Below are 25350 nucleotides of genomic sequence, written 5' to 3'. Positions count from 1 at the left end.
GCAGGTGCTGGCACCGGTGCAGGAGCCGGTGGGGCCGGGACCGGTGCAGGTGCCGGCGGCGCCGGAACGGGAGCCGGCGCCGGGGGCGCAGGGACCGGTGCCGGCGCAGGCACCGGGGCAGGCGCCGGCGCGGGTGCAGGCTCAGGCGCCGGGACCGGCACGGGCGCAGGCGCAGGCGCAGGTGCGGGCGCAGGCGCGGGAACGGGCACCGGCACCGGCGCGGGCACGGGAATTGGAACCGGCGCCGGCACGGGCACCTCCACCGGCACCGGCGGCACGGGCACCGGCGGCACGGGCACCGGCGGCGGGGGCAGCGGCGGTGCAGGCTCCGCCGCCGCGGGCGCCGGTTCGGGCGGTGGCGGCGCCGGCTCGGGCTCGCGTTCGGGCACCGTGCGTTCAGGTTCGGTCCGCAGCCGCGGCGTCACGACCGGCGCCTGTTCCGGCCGCGGGGTCTCGCGCCGCTGGCGCCTGGGCTCGGGCTTGCGCCGCTGCAATTCCGGCAAAGTGTCCGTCGCGCGCAGCGGCATGCTGGACTCCGGCCGCAGCGTGAAGACCGACAGCGGATCGCCGGGGGTGCCCGGGCTGGCTTGCGGCGTGATCGCCCGGCTGGCAGGAGGCGCCACGGGCGCGGCCGCAGGCGGGGTGGCCGGACGGATGGCCTGCACCACCACATAGCGCACCGCCTGCTGCACGGGCGCGTACTGCAGCAGCAGCCACACCAGCGCGATGTGCAGCAGTCCGCTGGCCGCGATGCCTGCGGGCGACATCCGCTGCCGGGGCAGCGGGACGGCGTTGGGCTTCTGGAGCATGAGGGCAAGGGTCCCCGGGGATAATCGCATACATGCCCAGCAAGCCCCGCGTCGTGGTCGGTCTGAGCGGAGGGGTGGACTCCGCGGTCAGCGCGTGGCTGCTCAAGAAGCAGGGCTACGAGGTGGTCGGCCTGTTCATGAAGAACTGGGAGGACGACGACGACAGCGAGTACTGCTCGGCCAACGAGGACTTCGTCGACGCCGCGGCCGTCGCCGACGTGATCGGCATCGAGATCGAGCACGTCAACTTCGCCGCCGAATACAAGGACCGCGTGTTCGCGGAGTTCCTGCGCGAGTACCAGGCCGGCCGCACGCCCAACCCGGACGTGCTGTGCAACGCCGAGATCAAGTTCAAGGCCTTCCTGGACCACGCCCTGCGCCTGGGCGCCGAGAAGATCGCCACCGGCCACTACGCGCGGGTGCGCGAGCGCGCCATGGGCGGCAACGCGCGCCGCTTCGAACTGCTCAAGGGCATGGACGAGAGCAAGGACCAGAGCTACTTCCTGCACCGGCTGAACCAGGAACAGCTGGCGAAGTCGCTGTTCCCGGTGGGCGAGCTGCGCAAGACCATGGTGCGGCAGATCGCCGAACAGGTCGGGCTGCCCAACGCGAAGAAGAAGGATTCGACCGGCATCTGCTTCATCGGCGAGCGGCCCTTTCGCGACTTCCTCAACCGCTACATCAGCAAGGAGCCGGGCCCGATCAAGGACGAGCGCGGCCGCAGCATCGGCAAGCACCAGGGCCTGTCGTTCTACACGCTCGGCCAGCGGCAAGGGCTGGGCATCGGCGGGGTGAAGGAAAAGGGCGCCGCCCGCGGCGGCGGCGAACACGCCCCCTGGTTCGTCGCGCGCAAGGACGTCGCCAAGAACACCTTGTGGGTCGTGCAGGGCCACGACCATCCCTGGCTGCAGTCGGCCGCGCTGGAAGCGGACGACGTGAGCTGGATCGCGGGCGAGCCACCGGCGCCCGGTCGCTATGCAGCGAAGACGCGCTACCGCCAGGCGGATGCGCGCTGCAGTTTCGTGCGCACGGACGCGGGCTTCCGCCTCGCCTTCCAGGATGCCCAGTGGGCCGTGACGCCCGGCCAGTCGGCCGTGCTGTACGACGGCGAGGTCTGCCTGGGCGGCGGCGTGATCGCTTCCGCCGTCCCTGCAACGGCAGACGAGAACGTCACGGCCTGAGCGTCCGTGCCCCGCGCGCGCCGCCGGCGCGCGCTAACGCCAGGCGGTCCCCATGATGAGGTACCAGCCATGGTCCTGGGTGCTCCAGGCCCAGTCCACGCCGACGGACAGCCCCAGCCGGCGCGCGACCTGATAGCGGAAGCCGGCGCCCTTGGTGACGGTGCCCGTCCCCTCGGAAAAGCTGGTGCTGGTCCCCCAGGCGCGGCCCGCGCCGAAGAAGCCCACGGCGGCCCAGCGCTCGTCCACGTTCCAGCGCAGCTCGGTTTCCACCAGCGCGGTGTGGCGGTCCTGCAGCCGCAGCAGCGGCACGCCGCGCATCTCGATGAAGGGCAGCAGGTAGAAGGGCACGTTGCCTCCCGTGCTCCGCGCGTCGGCGCGCGCGCCCAGCACCAGGGACTTCGCCAGCGGCCAGTAGCCGAAGCCGTAGGCGCGGTAGGTCTGGAAGCGCTGGTCGCTGCCGATCGCCGGGTCGTAGAAAGTGAGGTCCAGCCCCGCCTTGTAGCCGGTCGAGGCGGTGAAGATCGTGTCGCGTGCATCGGTCTCGAGCGACACGCCGAGGCCCGAGGCCTTGTTCTTCCCTTCGAAGGTGCCGACCACGCCGCCCGGCACGCCCGGATCGAAGCGGTTCCTCAGGTCGAAGTAGTTCCAGCGCCCGACCAGCCAGCTGTCGCTCTCCCCCAGGCGCACCATGCCCTGCTGGATGGACACCAGGCCCTGCATGTTGAACTGCCGGCCGGGGCCGGTGCCGCCCGCGCCGAAGAACTCCAGGTTGACGTCGGGACGCACCACGGCGCCGCGCCAGCGGTAGCGCCCGCTCTGGGAACTCACCATGCCGCCGAATGCGGCGCCGCGGGTGCCGTTGTCCGTGGCTGCCGCGCCCGCGGCATAGATATCCGGCGGCGCGATGCGCCCCGTCGCCTTCGCCTTCTCACCGCTCTCGCGCATGGATTCGCGGAAGAACAGGCCCACCACGCCGCCGCCGATGCCGAGCGCCGGCTCCGAGATCACCAGCGGGACGGGCAGCACGCCCTTGCGATCGAGCAGCCACTCCGACAGATCCAGCCGCCCGTCCTGCGGATCGCGAAAGCCTTCCAGCCAGTCGGCGCGCGCGCAGGCAGCGAGCAACAGCAGGCAGGTGGCGAAGGCACGGTGGTGCGGCACCCGAGCGATTCTTCGCACGCGTCCTGGGCGTGCCATGGGACCTTTGTCCAATGATGGGCAGGCGCGCGCGGCGGAGACACTGATCGCATGCGGCTTTGCCTCTTCGCGCTGCTGCTGGTGTGCGCCGGATTGCTGGCCGGCTGCGGGACGGTCGTGCCGCACCTGGCTCCCACCCCGGCGGTGATCAAGGACCCGCGGCTGGACTTCGCGCGCCACCTGCCACCCGCGCTGCGCACGACACAGGTCCCGGTGTTCTTCGCCACGACGCGCCAGGCCACCGACGGCCCCGGGCACTTCGGCGACGGGCAGGCCGACGGCGTCTCCCTGGGCGTCGCGACCGTGCGCCTGGGCGAACCCGGCTGGACCTGGGACCAGCTGCTCGCTTCCGACCTCGCCAGCAGCGTGCACGAGCCGCGGCCCGGCGCCGTCGAACTCGTGCAGGTGATGGGGCCGGCGGGGCGCGGCGAGGACCTGACGCAGGCGGACCGCGAGTTCATCGCACAGGTGGACGCGCAGGTCTCTCGCACCAGCAATCGCTCGGTGGTGCTGTACGTGCACGGCTACCGCGTGACCTTCGACGAGGTCGCGGTGCAGATGGCGTCCTTCGCGCACTACCTCGGGCAGGGCGCCACCGTCACCTTCCAGTGGCCCACCGGCACGAAGTTCTGGAACTACGTGAGCGACTGCCCCAGGGCGCGGCGCTCGATTTCCGACATCGCCCGGCTGGTGGCCCTGCTCGGGCGCACGCAGGCCCGCCAGGTGAACCTGCTTGCCTACAGCTGCGGCTCGCCCCTGCTGGCGTCGGCGCTGGCGCAGCTGCGCGCGCAGCACGCGGGGCTGGACCCCGCGCGCCTGCAGCAGCGTTTTCGCATCGGCAACGTCATCTTCGCCGCCTCCGACGTGGACCTGAAGACCTTCGCGCGCGAACACGTGAAGCCCGCGCTGGACCTCGCCCAGCAGGTGATCGTGTACTTCTCGCGCTCCGACCGGGCGCTTGGCTTCTCCTCGCTCCTCGCCGGCGCATCGCGGCTCGGTTCACCGGAGCTGGACGACCTGCAGGAGCTGAGCCAGGCCGAGCTGCGCGTGATGTCGCAGGAACCGCGCTTCCAGGCGATCGACGTCACCGACGTGCGCGGCGCCCACGAGACGGGTGGGATGAAGGGCCACGGCTACTGGTACGCCAACGAGGTGATCTCCACCGACGTCACGCTGTCGCTGCGCTATCCGATCCCGCCGGAGCAGCGCTGCCTGCGCACCAAGCCGGGCTCCAGGGTCTGGCGCATGCCGGACGGCTATGCCGACTGCGTGGCGACCCGGCTGCTGGAGGCGTACCCGGTCCTGCGCCGCTGAACGCCGCGCCTCGTGCTGCCGATGCGCGTGGTCATGGGTCCGCCGCGGCGAAGCCTACCTCTACGCGCGCGTCCTCCGGCAGGCCGGGGATCCAGGGCAGCAGCAATTCGACCACGCCAGGACGCTGGAAGTGGTCCGGCTTGGTTTCCGGATGCGGGTAATACCAGAGCCCCTGGTGCACGCTGCCCGCATGGCGCAGGGCCACTGGGGTGAGGACGAATCGCTCCTCCAGCCCAGTGAACCAGCGAAGCCGGCCGTCGAACACGGGTCGGCCCGGCGGCGGGGTGTGCGGCGCCAGGTCGACGTTCAAGGTGCCCGGGAAATACGGCGACAGGTCGACGCCCCGCTCCCGGAAGAACGGGGCCTGCAGCACGACCGTCCCCGCCGGATACGGGCTGGCCGCGGCGCGACCGCTCGCCACCCCGTAACCGCGGATCCGCCGGCCCGGCAGCCACCGCCAGGGTGCGTCATGGTGCGAATTTGCGACGTCCATGCCGGCTATTCCTGTCTGGGCGGGGTGAAAGGGCCGCAGGGTACACCTCGTTGCGGCGGCATGCGAGTTGCTACACCGTTGGGTTAGGGCCCATCCCTACAATCCCGTCCCTCTGGGAGATGTACCGTGCCGCAGTTCGGGCTCGTCAATGGAAAGCCGCGCCATCCGATGGACGCGGAAATCGCCTCCGCCATCCAGGACGCGCGCTGTCGTCCGGCGGGCGAACCACGCCTGTTCCTGGGGGTGGTCAACGAGGGCGGCGAGCTCTACCGCTACGTGACGCTCTCCGGCCTGTCGCAGGAACGGCACCTGCGCGCGCGCCTGCGCGAACTCGGCCTGAGCACCGAGTGGGACCCCGGAGTGTTGCGCAGGCTCGGCACCATCTGAAGGGCGGGACCACCCCTTTCCGGAAGCCGTCGCGCTGCGACTGGAGCCCGGCTCCTACAAGGACGCTCGCGCGCGCCCTGTGCAATGGCAAGGTACTACTTCCATGGCACACAGGCTTTTCATCGCCGAGGACAACCCGCATGCAGTCGATTCGCTGGTCGAACTGCTGCAGGCGCTCGGCGGCATGGACGTGGTGGGAACGGCCGGGTCCGAGCTCAGCGCGGCGGACTGGCTGCTGAGCCGCCCGGACGCCTGGGACGTCCTGATCACCGACCTCATGCTGCTGCCCGGCGGAACCGGTTTCGGACTGATCCGCCATGCCCGTTCGCTCGGCAACGGCCACAAGGTGGTCGTCTTCAGCGACTTCGTGACGCCCGTGGTGGCCGAGCGGTGCAAGGAACTAGGCGCGGACGCCGTCTTCGCCAAGGTCGAACTGGAGCAGCTGCTGGCCTATCTTCGTGCCCTGGACGACGCCCCCGCCGCCGACGCTCAGAACGGGATGTCGTCGTCCATGTCGTCGAACCCGGAGGCCGGCTTCGACGCGCCGCCGCCGGCACCGCCGGAGCGCGGCGCCGAGGAAGCGGGTGCGCGGCTGGGCGGCGCGGACCGGCGCGGCGCGGCCTCGTAGCCCCCGTCGTCGTCGCCGCCACCCGCCGGAGAGCCCATGCCCTCGCGCTTGCCGAGCATCTTCATCTCGTCGGCGCGGATCTCGGTCGCATACTTCTCGACCCCGTCCTTGTCCGTGTACTTGCGGGTGCGCAGGCTGCCTTCGACATAGACCTGCGAACCCTTGCGCAGGTACTCCCCGGCGATCTCGGCCAGCCGGTCGTTGAACACGACCCGGTGCCATTCCGTGAGTTCCTTCATTTCGCCGGACTGCTTGTCCTTCCAGCGTTCCGTGGTCGCGATGGTGACGTTGCACACGCGCCCGCCGCTCGGGAAGGTGCGCGTCTCGGGGTCGCGCCCCAGGTTGCCGACGATGATGACCTTGTTGACGGATGCCATGGTGTTCCTCTGTTCAGGACGGATTATGTCGCCTGCGCTTCGTCGGCCAGCACCTCCTCGGCCGACTGCCGCACCACCTGCGGCGCGCGCATGGGCCAGGCGACCACCAGCCACAACAGCATCATGGCCGCGCAGGCGCCGAACAGCCCTCCCCAGCCAACGTGCTTGGCGAGCCAGCCGCCGACCGCACCGCCGGCAAAAAGTCCCAGCGACTGGAGGGTGTTGTACACACCGAGGGCGGCGCCCCGCGACTGGGGCGGGGCGAGGCGGGACGCCAGGCTGGGCTGGGTGGCCTCCAGCACGTTGAAGCCGCAGAAGAAAAGGAACAGCAGCACGGCCAGCGCCATGATGCTCGGGTGCACGGAATCCGCCCATAGCCCTGCCTGCACGACCAGGACGAGGGCGATCGAGACCAGGAACACCGCGCGCAGGTAGCCGCGCCGCTCCAGCGGGAACAGCACGCCCCCCATCAGCACGAAGGAAGCGAGCACGGCGGGCAGGTAGACGTGCCAGTGCTGCTCCTTCGGCACGCCGGCTTGCACCAGCAGGGCCGGCACCGCCACCCACATCGCCAGTTGCACCGCGTGCAGCACGAAGACGCCCACGTTCAGGCGCACCAGCGGTGCGTAAGTGAGCACATCCGCGAGCCGGCCGCGCGGTTGGCTGACCTTCTGCTGCGGCGCCGGCGGCGTCCACCACAGCAGCACCCCGATGCAGGCGAGCGCCAGGCCGCCGGTGATCGCGAACAGGCCGTGCAGCCCGACGCGCGCCGCCAGCAGCGGCGCGGCCACCAGCGACAGCGCGAACATCAGGCCGATGCTGGCGCCGATCATGGCCATCGCCTTGGTCCGGACGATGTCCCGCGTCTGGTCCGCCAGCAAGGCCGTGACGGCGGCGGACACGGCGCCCGCGCCCTGCAGCGCCCGGCCCGCGATCAGCCACCCCAGGCTGGGCGCCGCCGCCGCCAGGAAGCTGCCGATGGCGAACACCAGCAGGCCCAGCACGATCACGCGCTTGCGGCCGAACCGGTCCGAGGCCAGCCCGTAGGGGATCTGCAGCAGGCCCTGGGTGAGGCCATAGATGCCCATGGCCATGCCCACCAGCGCGGGGTCGTCGCCGCCCGGGTAGCGCTGCGCCTCCAGGGCGAACACCGGCAGGACGAGGAACAGCCCCAGCATGCGGGCGGCGAAGATCAGCGCGAGCGACGCGCTGGCGCGGCGCTCGCCCGGGGTCATGCGGCTGGAGGCTGGGGCGGGAGTGCGATTCACGTGGACGGGGGCGGCCGCGGGCAGGTCTGCCCGCGAAAAGAGCCGATTGTCCCGTATGTGGCGACGCCGGGCAGGGCCCGGCATCAGGTGGGAACAGGCGAGGGCCTACTTCGGAATCCCCGCAGCGAACCAGGAGCCGCCAGTATTGACGATGAGCAGGATCGGGTTGCCGCACGTGGTCGGGACCGCCGGGATCAGCGGCTCGTCGAAGCGGAAGTCGCCGGCGGCGTCGAGCGCGACCAGGGTTGTGTCATGGGTGGACTGAATGCTGACGCCGTCGTTGCAGATCAGGCGTGCGCGCACGCTCTGGCCACCGTTGCGTCCGACGGCGGAGCCGCCGCCCAGCAGGAGCCCGCGGCCGTCGACCTTGGCGTTGCTGTTGGCGCCGATCCGTGCCGTGAGGCGTTCGATGACCCACGGGCGCCCGCCCGGGTTGATGCCCAACACGTCATTGGCCAAGCCACCAGCGCGCAAGGGCTGCGAGCCGATGCCGCCGTCGAAGCGGAAGGGCCCGTCGTCGGCCCGCGCGGCCGCAGGAACCATCGCAGCCAGCGCCAGCAGCGCGGCGGCGTACGCGCCGAGCAGGCGGCGATCGCAGGTGCGCAGGTGGGACCGCAGGGAAGTTTTCTTCATGCAGGGCTCCTCGTGGTGGTATGCCGCATGAACGCGGCGGCGACCGCAGCCCTTCCGCGCGGATACAAATGGCGAAACTGCTTACGCGTGGACGCCGACCGACCCGCTCGCCCTATCATGTCGGGTTTCCCTTGCCGCGGCCGAATCCCTTGAACACCACCAGCGAAGGCAAGTACCTGCACGAGGCCCTGGGCCAGCGCATCAGCATCCGCGGCGCCCGCACCCACAACCTCAAGAACATCGATCTCGACCTGCCCCGTTACCGGCTGGTGGTGATCACGGGCCTGTCCGGGTCGGGCAAGTCCTCGCTCGCCTTCGACACCCTGTACGCGGAGGGACAGCGGCGCTACGTGGAGAGCCTCTCGGCGTATGCCCGCCAGTTCCTGCAGCTGATGGACAAGCCGGACGTGGACATGATCGAAGGCCTGTCGCCGGCGATTTCCATCGAGCAGAAGGCGACCAGCCACAACCCCCGCTCGACGGTCGGCACGGTCACCGAGATCCACGACTACCTGCGGCTGCTGTTCGCCCGCGCCGGCACCCCCTACTGCCCCATCCACGACATCCCGCTGCAGTCGCAGACCGTCTCGCAGATGGTGGACGCGGTGCTGGCCCTGCCCGAAGACACGCGCCTGATGGTGCTGGCGCCGGTGGCCCGCGAACGCAAGGGCGAATTCACCGAGCTGTTCGCCGAGATGCAGGGCCAGGGCTACGTGCGGTTCCGTGTGGCCGGCGAGGTCTACGAGTACGAGAACCTGCCGAAACTGAAGAAAGCCGAGAAGCACGACATCGACGTGGTGGTGGACCGGCTGAAGGTGCGCAGCGAGGTGCAGCAGCGCCTGGCCGAGAGCTTCGAGGCGGCGCTGCGCCTGGCCGAGGGCCGCGCGGTGGCGGTGGAGATGGACACTGGCAAGGAACACGTCTTCAACGCCAAGTTCGCCTGCCCGATCTGCCACTACTCGATTTCGGAGCTGGAACCGCGGCTGTTCTCCTTCAATTCCCCGGTGGGCGCCTGCCCGGCCTGCGACGGCATCGGGACCATGGAGTTCTTCGATGCGCAGCGCGTGGTCGCCTTCCCCGAGCTGTCGCTGGCCGGCGGCGCCATCAAGGGCTGGGACCGGCGCAATCCCTATTACTTCGCGCTGATCGAAAGCCTGGCCAGGCACTACAAGTTCGACGTCGACGCGCCGGTGCAGGACCTGCCGCCGCACGTGCGCAAGGCGCTCCTGCACGGATCGGGCGAGGAGGAGATCCGCTTCAGCTACGCGCTGGAGTCCGGCGCGTCCGCCGGCCGCAAGGTGACCAAGAAACACGTTTGGGAAGGCATCCTGCCCAACATGGAGCGCCGCTACCGCGAAACCGATTCGCCTGCGGTGCGCGAAGAGCTCGCCCGCTACCGCAGCCTGCAGCCCTGCCCCGTCTGCGAAGGCACCCGCCTGCGCAGCGAAGCGCGCCACGTGCGGCTGGGCGAAGGCGAACAGGCGCGGGCGATCTTCCAGATCGGCCACATGACGCTGCGCGACAGCCAGCAGTGGTTCGAGGACCTGGAGCTGCGCGGCGCCAAGGCGGAGATCGCGGACAAGGTGGTGCGCGAGATCTCCAACCGCTTGCGCTTCCTCAACGACGTCGGCCTGAACTACCTGAGCCTGGACCGCAGCGCCGAGACGCTCTCGGGCGGCGAGGCGCAGCGCATCCGGCTCGCATCGCAGATCGGTTCGGGCCTGACCGGCGTGATGTACGTGCTGGACGAGCCCAGCATCGGCCTGCACCAGCGCGACAACGACCGCCTGATCGGCACGCTGCAGCACCTGCGCGACCTGGGCAACAGCGTGCTGGTGGTCGAGCACGACGAGGACATGATCCGGGCGGCGGACTATGTCGTGGACATGGGTCCGGGGGCGGGCATCCACGGCGGCGAGGTGGTGTCGCAAGGCACGCCGATGGAGGTGGTGAGCGACGCGAACTCGCTCACCGGCCGGTATCTCTCCGGTGCGCTGGCCATTCCGGTGCCGGCCAGGCGGGTGCGCCTGGGCGAGCAGCCGGATCCGCAAGTGATCCGCATCTCCGGGGCGCAGGGCAACAACCTGAAGAACGTGACCGTGGACATCCCGGTCGGCCTGCTCACGTGCGTCACGGGCGTGTCGGGCTCGGGCAAGTCCACGCTGGTGAACGACACGCTGTATGCCGCGGTCGCCCGCGAGCTCTACCGCGCCCACGAGGAGCCGGCGCCGCACGAGAGCATCGAAGGCATCGAGCACTTCGACAAGGTGATCAACGTCGACCAGTCGCCGATCGGGCGCACGCCGCGCAGCAACCCGGCGACCTACACCGGCCTGTTCACGCCCATCCGCGAACTGATGGCCGAGACCGCCACCGCCAAGGAGCGCGGCTATGGCCCGGGGCGCTTCTCCTTCAACGTGGCCGGCGGCCGCTGCGAAGCCTGCCAGGGCGACGGCGTGGTGAAGGTGGAGATGCACTTCCTGCCGGACGTGTACGTGTCCTGCGACGTCTGCCGCGGCCAGCGCTACAACCGCGAGACCCTGGAAGTGCAGTGGAAGGGCCGCAACATCGCCCAGATCCTGGACATGACGGTCGAGGACGCCTACGAGTTCCTCAAGCCGGTGCCGGCGATCGCCCGCAAGCTGCACACGCTGATGGAAGTCGGCCTGTCGTACATCAAGCTGGGCCAGTCCGCCACCACGCTGTCGGGCGGCGAGGCGCAACGCGTAAAGCTGGCGCTGGAATTGTCCAAGCGCGACACGGGCCGCACGCTCTACATCCTGGACGAGCCGACCACCGGGCTGCACTTCGCCGACATCGACCTGCTGCTGCGGGTGCTGCACCAGTTGCGCGACGCCGGCAACACCATCGTCGTGATCGAGCACAACCTGGACGTCATCAAGACCGCCGACTGGGTGATCGACATGGGTCCGGAAGGCGGAGACGGCGGTGGAACCGTGGTCCTCGCCGGCACGCCCGAGGAGGTGGCGGCGCATCCGCAGAGCCACACGGGGCATTACCTGAAGCGATTCCTCAGCTGATTCGCACCGGCCGGACCAGCCAGCGCCTACAGGAGGCCGGCTGCAGCCTGCCTAGGATGGCCTCGTCTTTACAAGGAAAGGGAGTTCAACCATGGCCATCCTGACCATGATCATCGTCGGCTTCGTCGTCGGCCTGCTGGCCCGCGCGCTCAAGCCGGGCAACGACCGCATGGGCATCATCCTGACCACGCTGGTCGGCATTGCCGGTTCCTTCCTGGCGGGCTGGGCCGGCCAGGCCATGGGCCTCTACACGCCCGGGCAGCCGGCCGGCTGGATCGCGTCCATTCTCGGCGCGATCGTGCTGCTGGTGATCGTGAGCCTGGTGCGCGGGCGGCGGTACCGGTAAGGCACTGCGCGCTTCGGTGGGGTTCACGTAGAGCGAACCCCACCGATCACTCCTTCGCCGCCTCCAGCAGGTCCCGCGTGCGCTTCGCCTCCCGCCGCGCCGCATCGGCGAAGTCCTCGCCCGAGGACGCATAGAGGATCGCGCGCGACGAACTCACCACGATGGGCGCATCGGGACGCCAGCCCGCCTTCACCGTGGCGGCGGCGTCACCGCCTTGCGCGCCCACCCCCGGGATCAGCAGCGGCACCGTGGGCGCGAGGGCGCGCACCCGCTCCACCTCCGCCGGGTAGGTGGCCCCGACCACGAGCCCCAGTTGCCCATTGAGGTTCCAGCCTCCCTGCGCGAGCCGGGCAACGTGTTCGTACAGCAGCGGCTGGCCTTCGACGGACGCCAGCCGCTGGTTCTGCAGGTCGTCGCCGCCCGGGTTGGACGTGCGGCACAGGAGGAAGGCGCCCTTGCCCGGGTACTTCAGGTAGGGCTGCACCGAATCGAAGCCCATGAAGGGTGACAGCGTGACGGCGTCGGCCTCGTAGCGTTCGAAGGCTTCGCGCGCGTACTGCTCCGCGGTGGAACCGATGTCGCCACGCTTCGCATCCAGGATCACGGGGACCTGGGGGAAGGCCGCGTGCATGTGCCGCACCAGCTGCTCCAGCTGCGCCTCGGCGCCGTGCGCGGCGAAGTACGCGATCTGCGGCTTGAAGGCTATGGCGAGGTCGCCGGTCGCGTCGACGATGCGGGCGCAGAAATCGAAGATGCGCGCCGCATCCCCTTTCATGCCGGCGGGGAAGCGCGTCGGCTCCGGATCCAGCCCCACGCACAGCATGGAGCGGTTGCGCTGCTGCGCGCCCAGGAGCATCTCGAGGAATGTCATGCGGAGATTCTAGTTTCCGGGCTGCAAGCAGAATGGCGCCCCATGCATGTCCTCACCCCCCGGCAACTGGTGATCCTCGTCCTGCTCACGCTCGTGTGGGGCGTCAACTGGCCCGTGATGAAGCTGGGCGTGAGCAACTACCCGCCGCTCACTTTCCGCGCGCTGTCGATGTGGATCGGCCTGCCGGTGCTGGCGCTGGGCCTCGCGGTGCTGAAGGTGCCGTTCCGCATCCCGCGCCGTGCCTGGCGCGAACTGGTCTGGCTGGCGGCGACCAACATGTTCGTCTGGCACGTGTGCATCATCCTGGCGGTGCGTACGCTTTCCAGCGGGCGCGCCGCCATCCTGGGCTACACGATGCCGATCTTCTCCGCGCTGATCGGCGCCCTCTTCTACGCGTCGCCGCTGTCGCGCCGCGCCTGGACCGGCGTGAGCGCCGCCGCCCTGGGCGTGTTGCTGCTCCTGTGGCACGAGCTGACGCAGCTCGCGGGCCGGCCGGTCGGCGTGCTGCTGGCGCTGGTCGCCGCCGCGTGCTGGGCGCTGGGGACGCAGGAGCTGCGCCGCACGCGCATGGAGGTGCCGGCGCTGGCGATCTCCTTCTGGATGACGCTGCTCACGGCCGTCCTCATGGGCGTGCTGGCCTGGTTCTTCGAGGCGCCCCAGTGGACCGCGCCGAATTTCACCGCGACCTGGACCATCCTGTTCAACGCGGTCCTGATCTTCGGGTTCGCGCACGCCGCGTGGACCTACCTCGCGCGCGGGCTGCCGCCGGTCGCATCCACCCTCAGCGTGATGCTGATCCCGGTCCTCGGCGTGTTCAGCGGGGCGGTGTGGCTGGGCGAGGCGGTGCACTGGCAGGACTGGGTCGCCGTCGGACTGATGATGGTCGCCATCGCTTCGGTGCTGTGGCCGGCGCGGCGCGTTCCGGCTTGAGCGCTGGCGCGTGGTGTGACAAAGCCACTGCCGGCCTGTAGGACGAGGCCGCGTCACGCCGGGTCACGCACAGCCTAAGCACATGCGATTTACATAATGGCGGACCCATGACCCCGTCCCTCGGCTTGCAACCCGGCAACGGCCTCGACCAGAGGCTGCAACTCCTGATCGAAGCCGTCACGGATTACGGCATCTTCATGCTGGATCCGGACGGCCACATCATGTCCTGGAACACCGGCGCCCAGAAGCTCAAGGGCTGGCGGCGCGAGGAGATCCTGGGCCAGCACTTCTCCGTGTTCTACCCCGCCGAGGCGGTCGCCTCCGGCTGGCCGCAGGAGGAGCTGCGCCTGGCCAAGGCGCGCGGCCGGTTCGAGGACGAAGGCTGGCGCCTGCGCAAGGACGGCAGCCGCTTCTGGGCCAACGTGGTGATCACGGCGCTGTACGGGCCCATGGGCGAGCTCACCGGCTACGCCAAGATCACGCGCGACCTGACCGAACGGCGCCAGCACGAGGAGGAATTGCGCGAAAGCGAGGAGCGCTTCCGCCTCCTCGTCGACAGCGTGCGCGACTACGCGATCTTCATGCTGGACCCGCAGGGCATGGTCCAGAGCTGGAACGCCGGCGCGCAGGCGATCAACGGCTACGAGGCGAGCGAGATCGTCGGCCGCCATTTCCGCGCCTTCTACACGCCGGAAGACGCCGCCGCGCGCAAGCCGGAGAAGGAGCTGGAGGACGCGCTCGCGCACGGCCGCGTCGAGAACGAAGGCTGGCGCGTGCGCAAGGACGGGTCCTTGTTCTGGGCCAACGTCGTGGTGACGCCGGTGCGGGACGCCGAGGGCGCGCTGCGCGGCTTCGCCAAGATCACGCGCGACATGAGCGACCGCCGGCGGCTGGAAGAACTCGAGAGCACCAGCCGGCGGATGAACGAATTCCTGGCGATGCTCGCGCACGAGCTGCGCAACCCGCTCGCGCCCATCCGCAACGCGGTCACGATCATGCAGCTGGAAACGCTCGCGAGCCCGGTGCTGCGCAACTGCCGGGACGTGATCGACCGGCAGCTCACGCACGTGACCCGCCTGGTCGACGACCTGCTGGACGTGGGTCGCCTGACCACCGGCAAGATCAAGCTGCGCAAGGAACTGGTGCGGCTGTCCGACGTCGTCGCGCGCAGCATCGAAACGGCGCGGCCACTGATCACCGCGCGCCGGCACACCTTCACCGTGGAGCAGCCGCCGCAACCGGTGTACGTGAACGGGGATTCCACGCGCCTGTCGCAGGTGCTGCAGAACCTGCTGGTGAACGCCGCCAAGTACACCCCCGAAGGCGGCCACATCACGCTGAAAGTCGAATCCGTCGACAGTTTCGTCTACGTGCGGGTGCAGGACGACGGGCGCGGGCTCGCTCCGGAGCACCTGCACACCATCTTCCAGCTGTTCATGCAGACCGAGGTCGGCACCTCCGCCGGCAGCGACAGCGGCCTGGGCATCGGCCTGACCCTGGCGCGTTCGCTGACGGAAATGCACGGGGGCTCGCTGGAAGCGCAGAGCCCGGGCCTGGGGCAAGGCAGCACGTTCACGGTCCGCCTGCCGATCTCCACGCAGCAGGCCGTGCCGCTGGACGACGAAGACCCCGAGGACGCCGAGGGCGGCCTGCGGGTGCTGGTCATCGACGACAACCGGGATTCCGCCGACAGCGCCAGCGACGTGCTGCGCCTGCTGGGCAACCACGTCGAGTGCGCCTACGACGGCGAGAGCGGCGTCGCGGTCGCCGCGCGGCTGAAGCCGCAGATGATCCTGCTGGACCTGGCCATGCCCGGCATGGACGGCTTCGAGGCGCGCCGGCGCCTGCGCGAGCAGAACGCCTCGGAAGGTGCCTTCCTGGTGGCGATGACCGGCTTCGGCAACGAAGACGACAAGCGCCGCACGCGCGCGGCCGGCTTCGATGCCCACCTGACGAAGCCCGTGGAACTCGATGCCCTGATTTCCTTGCTCAACGAAGCGCGCGAGCGCTCGGGCAAGCCGCCGGACACGCGCTGAGCCGCGGGCCGGCGCCCCTCAACCGACGCTGTGCCGCTGCACGCGGTCGGACACGCGCTGGCGCAGGCGCAGCCGCGCGGCGTCGGCCAGCATGCGGCCCGCCCAGCGGTAGACGTTGTATTCGTGGACGGTGCTGCGCAGGCTGGCCATGCGTTCGCGCTGCTCCGCCGGCGGCATGGTGAGGGCCTGCTGCAGCGCGTCGGCCGTCTCCTCCACGTGGTACGGATTCACCACCAGCGCCTCGGGCATTTCGCGGGCGGCGCCGGCGAAGCGGCTGAGGATCAGCACGCCCCGTTCATCGTCGCGGGCGGCGACGAATTCCTTGCACACCAGGTTCATGCCATCGTGCAGGCTGGTCACCATGCACACGTCGGCCGCTCGGTACAGGCGCATGACCTGGTCGTGGTCGTGGTGCTGGGCCAGCAGCCGCACCACCGGCGCTTCGGGCGTGCCGAAACGCGTGTTGATGCGCTCGGTGGCGCGCTCGATGCGTTCGCGGAAGGCGCGGTACTCCTCCAGCGCCCCGCGCGAGGGCGCCGCCACCTGCACGAAGGTGAAGCGCCCGCGCCATTCCGGATGCTTTTCCAGCAGGCGCTCGACGGCATTGAGCCGCTCCAGGATGCCCTTGGTGTAGTCGAAGCGGTCCACGCCGACGCCGATGCGGTGCCCCTCGGGGATCTGCAGGCGCTCGAACAGCTCGGCGCGGCACTGGCCGGGCGAAGGCCACTCGCGCGCCTCCTCGGGCGAAGGCCACTCGATGGAGATGGGATAGCTCTCCACCAGCGTGTCCTCGCCGCCGAAGGTGATCGTCGAGTGCTCGTGCTCGATGCGCGCCTCCAGGTAGCGGTCCACGGTCTCGATGAAGTTCTTGCAGTGGTAGCGCGTGTGGAAACCCAGGATCGTGCTGCCCAGCATCCCTTCGAGGATCTCGCGGCGCCACGGGCAGATCCCGAACGACTCCGGGTTCGGCCAGGGGATGTGCCAAAACGTGAGGATGGTCGCGCGCGGGAGCTTGCGGCGCACCATCGCCGGCAGCAGCGCGAAGTGGTAGTCCTGCACCAGCACCACGGGATCGTCGCCGCGTGCCTCCGCCACCACCGCATCGGCGAACAGCTGGTTCACGTGCCGGTAGTGCTCCCAGTCCTGCTCCCGGAACACGGGCCGCACGTGCGCCACGTGGCACAGGGGCCAGAGCCCTTCGTTGGCGAAGCCATAGTAATAGCCTTGCTCCTGTTCCTCGGTGAGCCACAGGCGCCGCAGCAGGTAGTCGTCCTCGCCGGGCGGCAGCGCCACGCGGTCGTGCCGATCCACTGCCTCGCGGTCGCCGCTGCCGCTGCCGTGCGCGATCCAGGTGCCCGAGCAGGCGCGCATCACCGGCTCCACTGCGGTGACGAGGCCGCTGGCGGGACGGTGCACGGCAAGGCTGCCGTCCGGCTGCTTCTCGTGGATGTAGGGCTCGCGGTTGGACACCACGATCACCTGGTCGCCGCGCAGCTGCGTGCGCAGCAGCGACTGCAGGCGCTCCGCGCTCCAGCCTTCGTCCGAGCGTGGCATGCGCCGGTACTCGTCCTCCAGGTCGCGCAGCCTCTCCCGCAGGTCGGCAGCGAGCGGCGCGAGCTCCGGGACGGGGGGCAGCATCGGCTTGAGCAGCCCTTCCCCGCGCAGCAGCGCCTGCGCGCCGGACACCCAGCCGCGCCAGCTCAGCTGGGCGACGATCACCGTGACCAGCGCGATCGCGCCACCCAGGGCGGCGATCAGGATGATCAGGTACTTGCGCGTGTCCTGGCTTCGGCGCTCGACAAAGCTCAGGTCGTGCATGAGGATGAGGTTGCCCGCGGGCCCGGCCTCACCCACGATCGGGTGGAAGCTCACGTGCACGGGCCCGCCCTCGATGTCCATCGAAGCCTCGCGCGCGAGTGCGACCTGGCGCGCCTGCTCGCACTCGAGGTCCTTCGGGAAGCGCGCGGTGCGGCGCAGCACCTGCCCGTTGGGCGAACACCAGCCGATCGCGACCAGGCGCTCGTCCTGCACGGCCCGGTCGAAGACGGCCTGCAGCCTGCGGCCGCGCGTCTCGCTGTCGGTGAGCGAGTCGGACAGCGCGTTGGCCACGAGGTTGCCGCGCATGTCGAGGTCGCGCGCGAACCAGCGCAGCGTGAGACGGTCCATGACCGGAACCGCCAGGTAGGCGGTGCCGGTGAGGATGATCACCAGCGGCACGAGGAAGCGCAACTGCAGGCGGAAAGTCTTCAGCAATACGGGTCCCGGTGAATGTTTCGTCGATGCATTCTGACAAAAGGATGTTACCGCCCCGATCCTTGCCGGTGTCCCGGGGACAGGCCTGGGGGCGCCTACCGCTCTTCGGACAGGGGGATGCCGGCGCCGCGCTCGTCCACGCCGAGTTCCTCGATCAGCAGGGCGAGGTCGCGATCGAGGCGGCCAAGCGTGCGCTTGTCCAGGCGCTCCAGCGCCTCGGGCAGCACGCCGGAGAACGGCCCCGGCGCTTTCGCCAGCAGCTTGGCGGCGCGCGCGGTGGCTTTGAGCTGCACGGCGCGGCGGTCCTCACCGCCGCGTTCGGCGGCCACCAGGGCCTTGTCGATCAGCGCACGCAGCAGGTTGCTCGCGGTCGACTGGTGGATGTCCATGGCGCGCGCGAGCTCGCCCACGCCGATGCCGGGCCGCGCATGGATCACCGACAGCGCCCACAGCTGCGCGCCGGAGATGCCCGCCTTGGTCTCCACCGCGCGGAAGTGGCTCTTGACGGCGTTGAACACCAGGCGAAACCGCCGCAACACCCGGGCAGCAGGTTCCGCCGCCTCCGGGCCCGCCGGCTTCTTGGGTGGGGTGCTTCGGGTCGGCATGGCGCCATCTTAGGGCCTGCCGCCGGGTTCGATCCTTGCGCCGGCTGCGTCCGTGCGATCAGCGGCGGGCGATCGCCTGCTGGTACAGGCCCTCCACGCGCGGGATGTTTTCGTTCAGCCTGTGCATGCGATCGGGGCCCGTCGGGTGGGTGGAAAGGAAGGCGAGGTTGCCGTTGCTGCCGGACTCGCGTCCCATCTTCTCCCACAGGGTCAGCGAGGCACGGGGATTGAACCCGGCACGCGCGCCCATCTCCAGGCCGACCAGGTCGGCCTCGGTCTCGTCGTCGCGACTGAACTTCAGCGTGAGCAGCTGCGTGCCGATGTTGGCCGCCACGTCGCCGAGCTGGCCCAGTCCGAACAGCTGCGCGCCCAGCGACAGCAGCGCGCCCGTTCCCTGGCTCTTGGCGATGCGCTCGCGCGCATGCTCGCGCAAGGCGTGTGCCATCTCGTGGCCGACCACCATCGCGGTTTCGTCGTCGGAAAGCTCGAGCCGGTCCAGCAGGCCGGTGAACACCGCGATCTTGCCGCCCGGCATGCAGAAGGCATTGATCGACTTGCTGCCGATGAGGTTCACTTCCCAGTGCCACTGCCGCGCGCGCTCGTTCCAGCGCGGTGCGTCGGCGATCAGGCGGGAGGCGATCGAGCGCAGGCGGCGCAGCTGCGGATGGTTCTCGGGGGCGAGTGCGCCCTTGGTGCGTGCCTGCTGCATCAGCTCACTGTATTGCTGCGCGGCCGCGACTTCCAGCTCGTTCGCCGGCACCAGGCTGCGCACCGTGGAGGGCGGCCCCACGTTGACCTGGGCCAGGGAGGCGCCGGCCATGCCAGCGCCGGCTGCCAGCAGGAAGGCGCGCCGGCCGATGAAGGCGCTGGACTTGGCGGCACACAGTCGACACATGGGCCAATAATACGGACGAACCAAGGTAGCCATGTCAGAACCTGTCGCAAGTTCCACCCCGAGCGCACCTGCACCGCCCAACGCACCGGCTCGCCGCCGGCGCTCCGCCTTGCAGGTCCTGCGCGAACTGCGCCAGCCCAAGGTCGCCGTCATGCTGGCCCTGGGGTTCTCCTCGGGCCTGCCCTTCCTGCTGACGGCCAACACCTTCGGCTACTGGCTGCGCGACGAAGGGACCAGCCTCATCGCGATCGGCTTCATCTCCTGGGTGGGGTTCGCCTACGCCTTCAAGGTGTACTGGTCGCCGCTGGTGGACCGGCTCGACGTCCCGCTGCTGGGACGCCTGGGGCGAAGGCGCGGCTGGATGCTCTTCTGCCAGCTGCTGGTCGCGCTCGGGCTGGTCGGGATGGCCATGGTCGGGGTGAAGGCGGGGCTGGCCGTGATCGGCGCCTTTGCCTTGCTGGTCGCGTTCGCGTCGGCGACGCAGGACATCGCCATCGACGCCTGGCGCATCGAGGCGGCGGCCGATTCGGATGAGGTGGGGCTGCTCACCTCGGCCGCGCAACTGGGCTACCGCATCGCCTTGCTGGTCACCGACGCCGCCATCATCGCCGCGGCGGAACGCGTCGGCTGGCCGATCTCCTATGTGGCAATGGCCGTGCTCATGGCCGTGGGCGTGGCGGCGACCTTCTTCGCGTTCGAACCCACGCGCGCCGACGAGGTCCTGCACAGCAAGCCGCCCCTGTGGTCGGCGCGCGGCCTGCTGGACGCGCTGATCGGCCCCTTCGTCGACTTCTTCCGCAAGCACCGCGTGGCGGGCCTCGTCATCCTGCTGATGGTCGCGCTGTACCGCCTGCCGGACTTCATCATGGGCCCCATGTACAACCCGTACTACCACGACCTCGGCGTGAGCAAGGACACCGTGGCGCTGGTGCGGGGATCGTTCGGACTGGTCGCCACCTTCGTGGGCCTGGCCGCGGCGGGGCTCACGGCCATCCGGGTCGGCATCCTGCCCACCCTGATTGTCGGCCTGGTGCTCGAAGCGCTGGGCACCGGTGCGTTCGCGCTGCTGGCTTTCCACGTGGACGACATGACCTTCGCGGCCGTGATGTCGCTCGACTCCTTCGCGCAGGCCTTCGCGGGCGTGGCGCTGGTGACCTACATGTCCAGCCTGACCAGCCTGGGCTACACGGCCACGCAGTACGCGATGCTGTCTTCCACGTATGCGCTGCTGGGCAAGTTCCTCAAGGGCTTCTCCGGCGTCGCGGTGGAAACGATGACCCCGACGTACGGCCTGCTGGGCGCCTATGCGACCGCCTTCATCGCGACCGCCCTGACCGCCATCCCGCCGATGCTGCTGATCCTCCTTCTGTGGCGGATGCAGGGACGGCACGGCACGACCCGCGCGGCGACCGCGACGCGCTGAAAAACTTGACGCGCCCGCCGCGAGGCGCGGCACGGCGCGGGCTCGCTGTAAGTGAGCCGTTCCTTACGGAGAAGCGAGCCGGCATCGCGCGGCTCGGCGCATGTCGCCTCCCATGCAGCGGGCGATTGGAGACCGGCGTTTACTTTACTTTACGGCCCCTACAAGAGGAGTCGATGGCCGGGCGGGACCATGGGCTGGACGGGCACTCGTCGGTGCCCACAACAGTAGTATTTCCACATGCAGCAACTCCTGATGATCGAAGACGACACCCGCCTCGCCCGGATGGTGGGCGAGTACCTGGAGCGATCCGGCTTCGGCGTCACGCACGCGGCCGACGCCCGGGCCGGGCTCGACCTGCTGGAGGACCCGCCCGCCGGCAACACGCCCGACCTCGTCGTCCTGGACCTGATGCTGCCGGACATCGACGGCCTGGAGGTCTGCCGCCGCGTGCGTGCGCTTCCGGGCGAAAGCGGCAAGGTGCCGGTGCTGATGCTCACGGCCAAGGGCGACCCCATGGACCGCATCGTCGGCCTGGAACTGGGCGCGGACGACTACCTGCCCAAGCCGTTCGAGCCGCGCGAGCTGCTGGCGCGCATCCGCGCCATCCTGCGCCGCCGCGCCGACGGCACGCCGCCGCCGGCCAAGACCATGAAGTTCGGCTCGCTGGAAATCGACCGCGACGCCCGCACGGTCGCGGTGAACGGCAGGATGGCGGACCTGACCTCCTACCAGTTCGACCTGCTGGTGGTGCTGGCCGAGCGCGCCGGCCGCGTGCTCACGCGTGACCAGATCATGGAAGCGGTGCGCGGGCGCGAGCTCGAGGCCTTCGACCGCTCGATCGACGTGCACATGGGCCGCATCCGTGCGGCCATCGAGGCCGACCCCAAGATCCCCAAGCGGATCCTGACCGTGCGCGGCGTCGGCTACGTGTTCGCCAAGCAGCAGGACTGAACAGGGCACACTTCGCTCGATGACTGCCTGGAACGCGCACTGGCGCTTCCCCCTCTACCTGCGCATCTGGCTCGCCGTCATCGTGGCGGTGGGCCTGCTGACGGTCGCCTTCGGCTGGCTGATGCGCCAGAGCTTCGAACAGCAGCAGGCACCGGCGCGCGAGGTCGTCATCCGCGACGAGCAGGACCAGGTGATCGGCTCCAGCATGGTCCGGCCCAATCGCGTCCGGGGCCAGGGCATCGAGTTCGAGGTGCCCCTGAAGGACGGCCGGACCATCACGGTGCAACTGCCGCCGCGCCAGCGCCAGACCGCCGATGGCGGACGGATCTGGCCGCCGCGCGGACCGAGCGGCTTCCTGTGGATGCTGGGCGTGGTCGCCATTGCCGTCGCGCTGGGCAGTTACCCGATCGTGCGGCGGCTGACGCTGCGGCTGGAAGAGCTGCGCCGCGGCGTGGAGCAATGGGGGGAAGGCGACCTGAGCGTGCGCGTGCCGGACAACGGGCACGACGAGGCGGCTTTCCTCGCCCGCCGCTTCAACCATGCGGCCGAGCGGGTGGAGCACCTGCTCAAGGCCAACAAGTCCTTGCTGGCCAATGCGTCGCACGAGCTGCGCTCGCCGCTGGCTCGCATCCGCATGGGGCTCGAGCTGATGGTTCCCGAGCCCTCGCCCCGGGCCCGCGACGAGATCACCCGCAACATCGCCGAGCTGGACCAGCTCATCGACGAGATCCTGCTCGCCAGCCGTCTCGATACGCGGGAGGCCGACGTGGGGACCGTGGAAACCGTGGACCTGACCGGCCTGGCCGCGGAAGAAAGTGCCCGGGCCGGTGCCGAGCTCGACGCGCCGGAATCGACGCAGACCGTGGTGGTCGAAGGCGTGGCGAAACTCCTGCGCCGCGCGATCCGCAACCTGCTGGAAAACGCCAGGCGCTACAGCAGCGGCCCCGTGATCGTCAGCGTGGCGCGCAGCGGCGCCGTGGCCGAGGTGCGCGTCTGCGACCGCGGGCCGGGCGTGCCGGAACCGGAACGCGAACGCATCTTCGAGCCCTTCTACCGCTTGCGCGGCGCCAGCGAGCGCGAAGGCGGCGTCGGGCTGGGCCTCGCGCTGGTGCGTTCCATCGCCCAGAGGCACCGCGGCAGTGCGCGATGCGAAGCCAACCCCGGCGGCGGCGCCTGCTTCGTGCTCAGCCTCCCCTGTGAGCAAACGTAACCTCCAGTAATAGATCCGGCGGCCCCCTCGCCAAAGGCTGGGAAAATAACGAAGATGTTCTTGCCAGCGCCGGTGGCGTCCCCAGGCATCCCCCGAAAGGAGGATGGACGCAAGCAACCGGCCGAACAAAGATACATGCATCTGTCACGCATCGTCGGACATCCGGGATTCAAGTCTCCCAACGACGTCCTTCCAAGGACTTGATACAGCCACCGCAAGGTGGCTGTTTTTTTTGCCGCGTCAGGTCCGGGCGCGGCGCCTGCCGTCATCGAGCACCTGCTCTCCGTCGGACTTGGTGAAGGGCGGCAGGGGACCCACCGGCAGGATCTCCAGGACCTCCTCCGAAGGCCGGCACAGCTTGGTGCCCAGCGGCGTGACCACGATCGGCCGATTCAGCAGGATGGGGTGCTGCACGACGAAGTCCAGCAGCTGCTCGTCGGTCCACTTGGGATCCGCCAGGCCCAGCTCGCCGTAAGGCGTCCCCTTCTCCCGCAGCACGGCGCGCACCGAAATGCCCATGTCGCGCAACAGCGCGCGCAGCTGCTCCTTGCTGGGCGGGGTCTTCAGGTACTCGACGACGGTCGGTGCGAGGCCTGCATGGCGCAGGAGCGCCAGCACGTTGCGCGAGGTGCCGCAGGCGGGGTTGTGGAAGATGGTGATGTCGGCCATGCGCCCATGATGCCGCGTCCGCCGCTCAAGCTGGAAATGCGGCGATGCCGGGCCCGGTGGCGCTGGCCTGTGCCGGCGTGCGCGCCACGTTCATCAGCCAGGACACCATGGTGAAGTAGCCGATCAGCGTGGCAAGCTCCACCACGCCTTGTTCGCCGAAGGCCTGCAGTGCGCTGGCGTAAGTGGGATCGCTGGTGCCATGCGTGTCCAGCAGCTCGCGCGTGAAATCGAGGGCCGCCTCCTCGTCGGGCGGCAACTGCTTCGGACGCGCACCCAGGCGCAGCGCCTCGATGCTCGCCTCCGACACGCCGGCCTTGATCGCCAGCGGCGCGTGCATGGTCCACTCGAACTGGTTGCTCACGTGGCGGGCGACGGCGCAGGTGACCAGCTCACGCACGCGCGCATCGAGCACGCTCTCGAAGCGCAGGTACTCGCCCATCTTCGCCGCGCGCTCCAGCAGCGCGGGGCTTCGCAGCAGCGGCAGGAAGGGCCCGTACACGCCTTTGCGTGGGCTGTCGATGAGCGACTGCGCCGCAGCGCGTTGCGCCGGCGTCATGTCCGCCTCGCTGGGCATGGGCAGGCGCTCGCGGCCAGCGTGGGCATAGCCTTGCGGCAGGGGCGAAGAATCAGGCATGGACGGTCTCCCGGGAAGTCGTGTGAAAAGCGCGGCGCCACAGCCATGCGCCGCTCGCGAGCAGGCACAGCGCGGCGGCCTGCAAGGAGAGCGCGAGTCCGCGCGGCGCCAGTGTCGCGGATTGCAGCAGCAGCGCGGAGAGCACGGGCCCGGCGATCTGGCCGAGCGCGAACGCGGCGGTGATGCGGCCCACGAGGCGTGCCGCCTGCTGCGGTGCGCGGGCGCGCATCTCCTGCACGCCGGCCAGCGTGATCACCATGAAGGTCCCGCCCACCAGCAGCGCCGAGAGTGCGATCGTGGCGCCGTTCACCCACAGGCTGGGCAGCAGCACGCCCACGCCCATGAGGAGCTGGCTGGCGGCCCACACTTGCAGGCGCGTCGCGCGCCGCAGGGACCAGCCGGCCAGCACCGTGGAGAGGGCGGCGGTGGCGCCGAAGACCGGCCAGGCGAGGCCGAACAGGCGCGGATCGTCGACGACGCCGCGCGCCAGCGCGGGCAGGAAGGTCGCGGGCAGGATGTAGCCGAAGCCCATGAGGCCGTAGCAGGCGATGAGCCCGCGCGTGCCGCTGTCCTGCGCCGGCGGCGCCGCTTGCGTCGCGGCCGCCGCCGGGTTGCTGGCCACCCGCGCGCTGATCCACAGCGCCGGCAGCGCCAGCAGCAGCGAGAGCAGGCCCAGGTGGATCCACAGCGTGCCGGCGGGCAGCCCGAGGCCGCCGGCCAGCAGGCAGTAGAGGCCGGTGAATGCGATGCCGCATCCCACGCCGGCGTAGACCAGGCCGCCGAGGTCGCCGCGGCCCTGGCGCGCGAGGGCGCCCAGGCACCACACGCTGGTGGCGACGAAGACCCACGCGGATGCCGCTCCCGCGAGGAAGCGCAGGACCAGCCACGCGGGCTGCGACGGCCACGCCATGGCGGCGGTGGTGGCTGCCGTGAGCGCCAGCGCGAGCACGGACAGGGCACGCGCATCGAGAGGCAGGCGGGCGGCGGTGAGCGCCCCGGCGAAGTAGCCGGCGTAGTTCGCCGCGGCGATCCAGCCGGCCAGCGCCAGGTCCAGGTGACCTTCGCGCGCCATCAGCGGCAGCAGCGGCGTGAAGGCGAAGCGGCCGATGCCCATCGCGACGGCCAGCGAGAGCAGGCCAGCGATGGCCAGCGCGCGGGGACCCGGATCCTTGGACATGGAAGCGATTAGACCGACAATG

At 70.1% G+C, this 25350-nt stretch carries 22 protein-coding genes and 2 pseudogenes; 11 read left to right on the top strand and 13 right to left on the bottom strand.

Going from position 1 to position 25350, the window contains the following annotated elements; all coding sequences use genetic code 11:
* Positions 1-809 (bottom strand): annotated as a pseudogene (locus tag AC3EGR_RS23845) (hypothetical protein); the annotation flags it as partial.
* Between the two features lie 32 nt (positions 810-841).
* On the opposite strand from AC3EGR_RS23845, the gene mnmA reads away from it, so the two are divergent.
* Positions 842-1990 (top strand): tRNA 2-thiouridine(34) synthase MnmA, encoded by a 1149-nt coding sequence (mnmA, locus tag AC3EGR_RS23840; protein WP_488549024.1) that lies wholly within the window; start codon positions 842-844, stop codon positions 1988-1990.
* A gap of 33 nt (positions 1991-2023) precedes the next feature.
* Here the strand turns inward: mnmA and AC3EGR_RS23835 are convergent, their stop codons facing one another.
* Positions 2024-3151, bottom strand: coding sequence for a BamA/TamA family outer membrane protein (locus AC3EGR_RS23835; protein WP_488549023.1), 1128 nt, complete (start codon positions 3149-3151; stop codon positions 2024-2026).
* A gap of 87 nt (positions 3152-3238) precedes the next feature.
* On the opposite strand from AC3EGR_RS23835, the gene AC3EGR_RS23830 reads away from it, so the two are divergent.
* Positions 3239-4501: an alpha/beta hydrolase gene (locus AC3EGR_RS23830; RefSeq protein ID WP_488549022.1), complete on the top strand. Its 1263-nt coding sequence runs from the start codon at positions 3239-3241 to the stop codon at positions 4499-4501.
* Between the two features lie 31 nt (positions 4502-4532).
* Here the strand turns inward: AC3EGR_RS23830 and AC3EGR_RS23825 are convergent, their stop codons facing one another.
* Entirely contained in the window at positions 4533-4994 is a 462-nt protein-coding gene (locus AC3EGR_RS23825) for a hypothetical protein (protein WP_488549021.1), read from the bottom strand.
* A 126-nt stretch (positions 4995-5120) separates the two neighbouring features.
* On the opposite strand from AC3EGR_RS23825, the gene AC3EGR_RS23820 reads away from it, so the two are divergent.
* Positions 5121-5381, top strand: coding sequence for a hypothetical protein (locus AC3EGR_RS23820; RefSeq protein WP_488549020.1), 261 nt, complete (start codon positions 5121-5123; stop codon positions 5379-5381).
* A gap of 103 nt (positions 5382-5484) precedes the next feature.
* Positions 5485-5823, top strand: a pseudogene (locus AC3EGR_RS23815) (response regulator); the annotation flags it as partial.
* Between the two features lie 47 nt (positions 5824-5870).
* Here the strand turns inward: AC3EGR_RS23815 and ssb are convergent.
* The 3 genes from ssb to AC3EGR_RS23800 all read right to left on the bottom strand — a co-directional run bounded on the left by ssb (position 5871) and on the right by AC3EGR_RS23800 (position 8287).
* Positions 5871-6386: a single-stranded DNA-binding protein gene (gene ssb / locus AC3EGR_RS23810; RefSeq protein ID WP_488549019.1), complete on the bottom strand. Its 516-nt coding sequence runs from the start codon at positions 6384-6386 to the stop codon at positions 5871-5873.
* 23 nt (positions 6387-6409) lie between these two features.
* Positions 6410-7621: an MFS transporter gene (locus tag AC3EGR_RS23805; RefSeq protein WP_488549018.1), complete on the bottom strand. Its 1212-nt coding sequence runs from the start codon at positions 7619-7621 to the stop codon at positions 6410-6412.
* A gap of 138 nt (positions 7622-7759) precedes the next feature.
* The gene (locus tag AC3EGR_RS23800) at positions 7760-8287 is read right to left on the bottom strand and encodes a hypothetical protein (RefSeq protein ID WP_488549017.1); all 528 of its coding nucleotides are present in this window, start codon (positions 8285-8287) and stop codon (positions 7760-7762) included.
* A gap of 68 nt (positions 8288-8355) precedes the next feature.
* Here AC3EGR_RS23800 and uvrA point away from each other — a divergent pair, with 68 nt between their 5' ends.
* On the top strand, positions 8356-11328 hold the full coding sequence (gene uvrA, locus AC3EGR_RS23795) for an excinuclease ABC subunit UvrA (protein WP_488549016.1): 2973 nt from the start codon (positions 8356-8358) through the stop codon (positions 11326-11328).
* A gap of 91 nt (positions 11329-11419) precedes the next feature.
* Complete coding sequence (locus AC3EGR_RS23790; protein WP_488549015.1) at positions 11420-11674, top strand: GlsB/YeaQ/YmgE family stress response membrane protein; 255 nt, start codon at positions 11420-11422, stop codon at positions 11672-11674.
* Between the two features lie 46 nt (positions 11675-11720).
* Here AC3EGR_RS23790 and pyrF read toward each other — a convergent pair whose 3' ends face one another.
* Positions 11721-12545 carry an orotidine-5'-phosphate decarboxylase gene (pyrF, locus tag AC3EGR_RS23785; RefSeq protein ID WP_488549014.1) on the bottom strand — a complete coding sequence of 275 codons (825 nt, stop codon included), beginning with the start codon at positions 12543-12545 and terminating at the stop codon, positions 11721-11723.
* A gap of 42 nt (positions 12546-12587) precedes the next feature.
* Between pyrF and AC3EGR_RS23780 the strand changes: the two genes are divergently transcribed.
* Entirely contained in the window at positions 12588-13475 is an 888-nt protein-coding gene (locus tag AC3EGR_RS23780) for a DMT family transporter (protein ID WP_488549013.1), read from the top strand.
* A 107-nt stretch (positions 13476-13582) separates the two neighbouring features.
* Positions 13583-15511 carry a PAS domain-containing hybrid sensor histidine kinase/response regulator gene (locus AC3EGR_RS23775; protein WP_488549012.1) on the top strand — a complete coding sequence of 643 codons (1929 nt, stop codon included), beginning with the start codon at positions 13583-13585 and terminating at the stop codon, positions 15509-15511.
* An 18-nt stretch (positions 15512-15529) separates the two neighbouring features.
* Here AC3EGR_RS23775 and AC3EGR_RS23770 read toward each other — a convergent pair whose 3' ends face one another.
* The 3 genes from AC3EGR_RS23770 to AC3EGR_RS23760 all read right to left on the bottom strand — a co-directional run bounded on the left by AC3EGR_RS23770 (position 15530) and on the right by AC3EGR_RS23760 (position 19264).
* Positions 15530-17764 carry an alpha,alpha-trehalose-phosphate synthase (UDP-forming) gene (locus AC3EGR_RS23770; protein ID WP_488549011.1) on the bottom strand — a complete coding sequence of 745 codons (2235 nt, stop codon included), beginning with the start codon at positions 17762-17764 and terminating at the stop codon, positions 15530-15532.
* A 95-nt stretch (positions 17765-17859) separates the two neighbouring features.
* A complete protein-coding gene (locus AC3EGR_RS23765; RefSeq protein ID WP_488549010.1) occupies positions 17860-18369 on the bottom strand; it encodes a MarR family winged helix-turn-helix transcriptional regulator in 510 nt (169 codons plus the stop codon).
* 58 nt (positions 18370-18427) lie between these two features.
* Positions 18428-19264 (bottom strand): M48 family metallopeptidase, encoded by an 837-nt coding sequence (locus tag AC3EGR_RS23760; protein WP_488549009.1) that lies wholly within the window; start codon positions 19262-19264, stop codon positions 18428-18430.
* Positions 19265-19295: 31 nt separating this feature from the next.
* On the opposite strand from AC3EGR_RS23760, the gene AC3EGR_RS23755 reads away from it, so the two are divergent.
* The 3 genes from AC3EGR_RS23755 (at position 19296) to AC3EGR_RS23745 (ending at position 22848) form a co-directional block, all read left to right on the top strand.
* Positions 19296-20687 (top strand): AmpG family muropeptide MFS transporter, encoded by a 1392-nt coding sequence (locus AC3EGR_RS23755; RefSeq protein ID WP_488549008.1) that lies wholly within the window; start codon positions 19296-19298, stop codon positions 20685-20687.
* Positions 20688-20924: 237 nt separating this feature from the next.
* Complete coding sequence (locus AC3EGR_RS23750; RefSeq protein ID WP_488549007.1) at positions 20925-21638, top strand: response regulator; 714 nt, start codon at positions 20925-20927, stop codon at positions 21636-21638.
* A 19-nt stretch (positions 21639-21657) separates the two neighbouring features.
* Positions 21658-22848 (top strand): sensor histidine kinase, encoded by a 1191-nt coding sequence (locus AC3EGR_RS23745; RefSeq protein WP_488549006.1) that lies wholly within the window; start codon positions 21658-21660, stop codon positions 22846-22848.
* 240 nt (positions 22849-23088) lie between these two features.
* Here the strand turns inward: AC3EGR_RS23745 and arsC are convergent, their stop codons facing one another.
* Genes arsC through AC3EGR_RS23730 form a run of 3 tightly spaced genes read right to left on the bottom strand, consistent with a single transcriptional unit; the run spans position 23089 to position 25328 of the window.
* Positions 23089-23517: an arsenate reductase (glutaredoxin) gene (gene arsC / locus AC3EGR_RS23740; RefSeq protein WP_488549005.1), complete on the bottom strand. Its 429-nt coding sequence runs from the start codon at positions 23515-23517 to the stop codon at positions 23089-23091.
* Positions 23518-23542: 25 nt separating this feature from the next.
* Entirely contained in the window at positions 23543-24151 is a 609-nt protein-coding gene (locus AC3EGR_RS23735; RefSeq protein ID WP_488549004.1) for a carboxymuconolactone decarboxylase family protein, read from the bottom strand.
* Positions 24144-25328: a YbfB/YjiJ family MFS transporter gene (locus tag AC3EGR_RS23730; protein ID WP_488549003.1), complete on the bottom strand. Its 1185-nt coding sequence runs from the start codon at positions 25326-25328 to the stop codon at positions 24144-24146. Before AC3EGR_RS23730 ends, AC3EGR_RS23735 begins: the two co-directional genes overlap by 8 nt.
* Between the last annotated feature and the right edge of the window lie 22 nt (positions 25329-25350).

This window comes from Ramlibacter sp. G4-7, assembly GCF_057784995.1.
The sequence above is the reverse complement of the archived record's forward strand: the minus strand, read 5'-3'. Positions and strand labels throughout refer to the sequence as shown.

Bases quoted from the DNA above. Each gene is read 5' to 3' on its own strand.
- mnmA (WP_488549024.1), top strand. From the start codon at position 842: ATGCCCAGCAAGCCCCGCGTCGTGGTCGGTCTGAGCGGAGGGGTGGAC.
- AC3EGR_RS23830 (WP_488549022.1), top strand. From the start codon at position 3,239: ATGCGGCTTTGCCTCTTCGCGCTGCTGCTGGTGTGCGCCGGATTGCTG.
- AC3EGR_RS23825 (WP_488549021.1), bottom strand. From the start codon at position 4,994: ATGGACGTCGCAAATTCGCACCATGACGCACCCTGGCGGTGGCTGCCG.
- ssb (WP_488549019.1), bottom strand. From the start codon at position 6,386: ATGGCATCCGTCAACAAGGTCATCATCGTCGGCAACCTGGGGCGCGAC.
- AC3EGR_RS23805 (WP_488549018.1), bottom strand. From the start codon at position 7,621: ATGACCCCGGGCGAGCGCCGCGCCAGCGCGTCGCTCGCGCTGATCTTC.
- AC3EGR_RS23800 (WP_488549017.1), bottom strand. From the start codon at position 8,287: ATGAAGAAAACTTCCCTGCGGTCCCACCTGCGCACCTGCGATCGCCGC.
- uvrA (WP_488549016.1), top strand. From the start codon at position 8,356: ATGGCGAAACTGCTTACGCGTGGACGCCGACCGACCCGCTCGCCCTAT.
- AC3EGR_RS23790 (WP_488549015.1), top strand. From the start codon at position 11,420: ATGGCCATCCTGACCATGATCATCGTCGGCTTCGTCGTCGGCCTGCTG.
- pyrF (WP_488549014.1), bottom strand. From the start codon at position 12,545: ATGACATTCCTCGAGATGCTCCTGGGCGCGCAGCAGCGCAACCGCTCC.
- AC3EGR_RS23780 (WP_488549013.1), top strand. From the start codon at position 12,588: ATGCATGTCCTCACCCCCCGGCAACTGGTGATCCTCGTCCTGCTCACG.
- AC3EGR_RS23775 (WP_488549012.1), top strand. From the start codon at position 13,583: ATGACCCCGTCCCTCGGCTTGCAACCCGGCAACGGCCTCGACCAGAGG.
- AC3EGR_RS23765 (WP_488549010.1), bottom strand. From the start codon at position 18,369: ATGCCGACCCGAAGCACCCCACCCAAGAAGCCGGCGGGCCCGGAGGCG.
- AC3EGR_RS23760 (WP_488549009.1), bottom strand. From the start codon at position 19,264: ATGTGTCGACTGTGTGCCGCCAAGTCCAGCGCCTTCATCGGCCGGCGC.
- AC3EGR_RS23755 (WP_488549008.1), top strand. From the start codon at position 19,296: ATGTCAGAACCTGTCGCAAGTTCCACCCCGAGCGCACCTGCACCGCCC.
- AC3EGR_RS23750 (WP_488549007.1), top strand. From the start codon at position 20,925: ATGCAGCAACTCCTGATGATCGAAGACGACACCCGCCTCGCCCGGATG.
- AC3EGR_RS23745 (WP_488549006.1), top strand. From the start codon at position 21,658: ATGACTGCCTGGAACGCGCACTGGCGCTTCCCCCTCTACCTGCGCATC.
- arsC (WP_488549005.1), bottom strand. From the start codon at position 23,517: ATGGCCGACATCACCATCTTCCACAACCCCGCCTGCGGCACCTCGCGC.
- AC3EGR_RS23735 (WP_488549004.1), bottom strand. From the start codon at position 24,151: ATGCCTGATTCTTCGCCCCTGCCGCAAGGCTATGCCCACGCTGGCCGC.
- AC3EGR_RS23730 (WP_488549003.1), bottom strand. From the start codon at position 25,328: ATGTCCAAGGATCCGGGTCCCCGCGCGCTGGCCATCGCTGGCCTGCTC.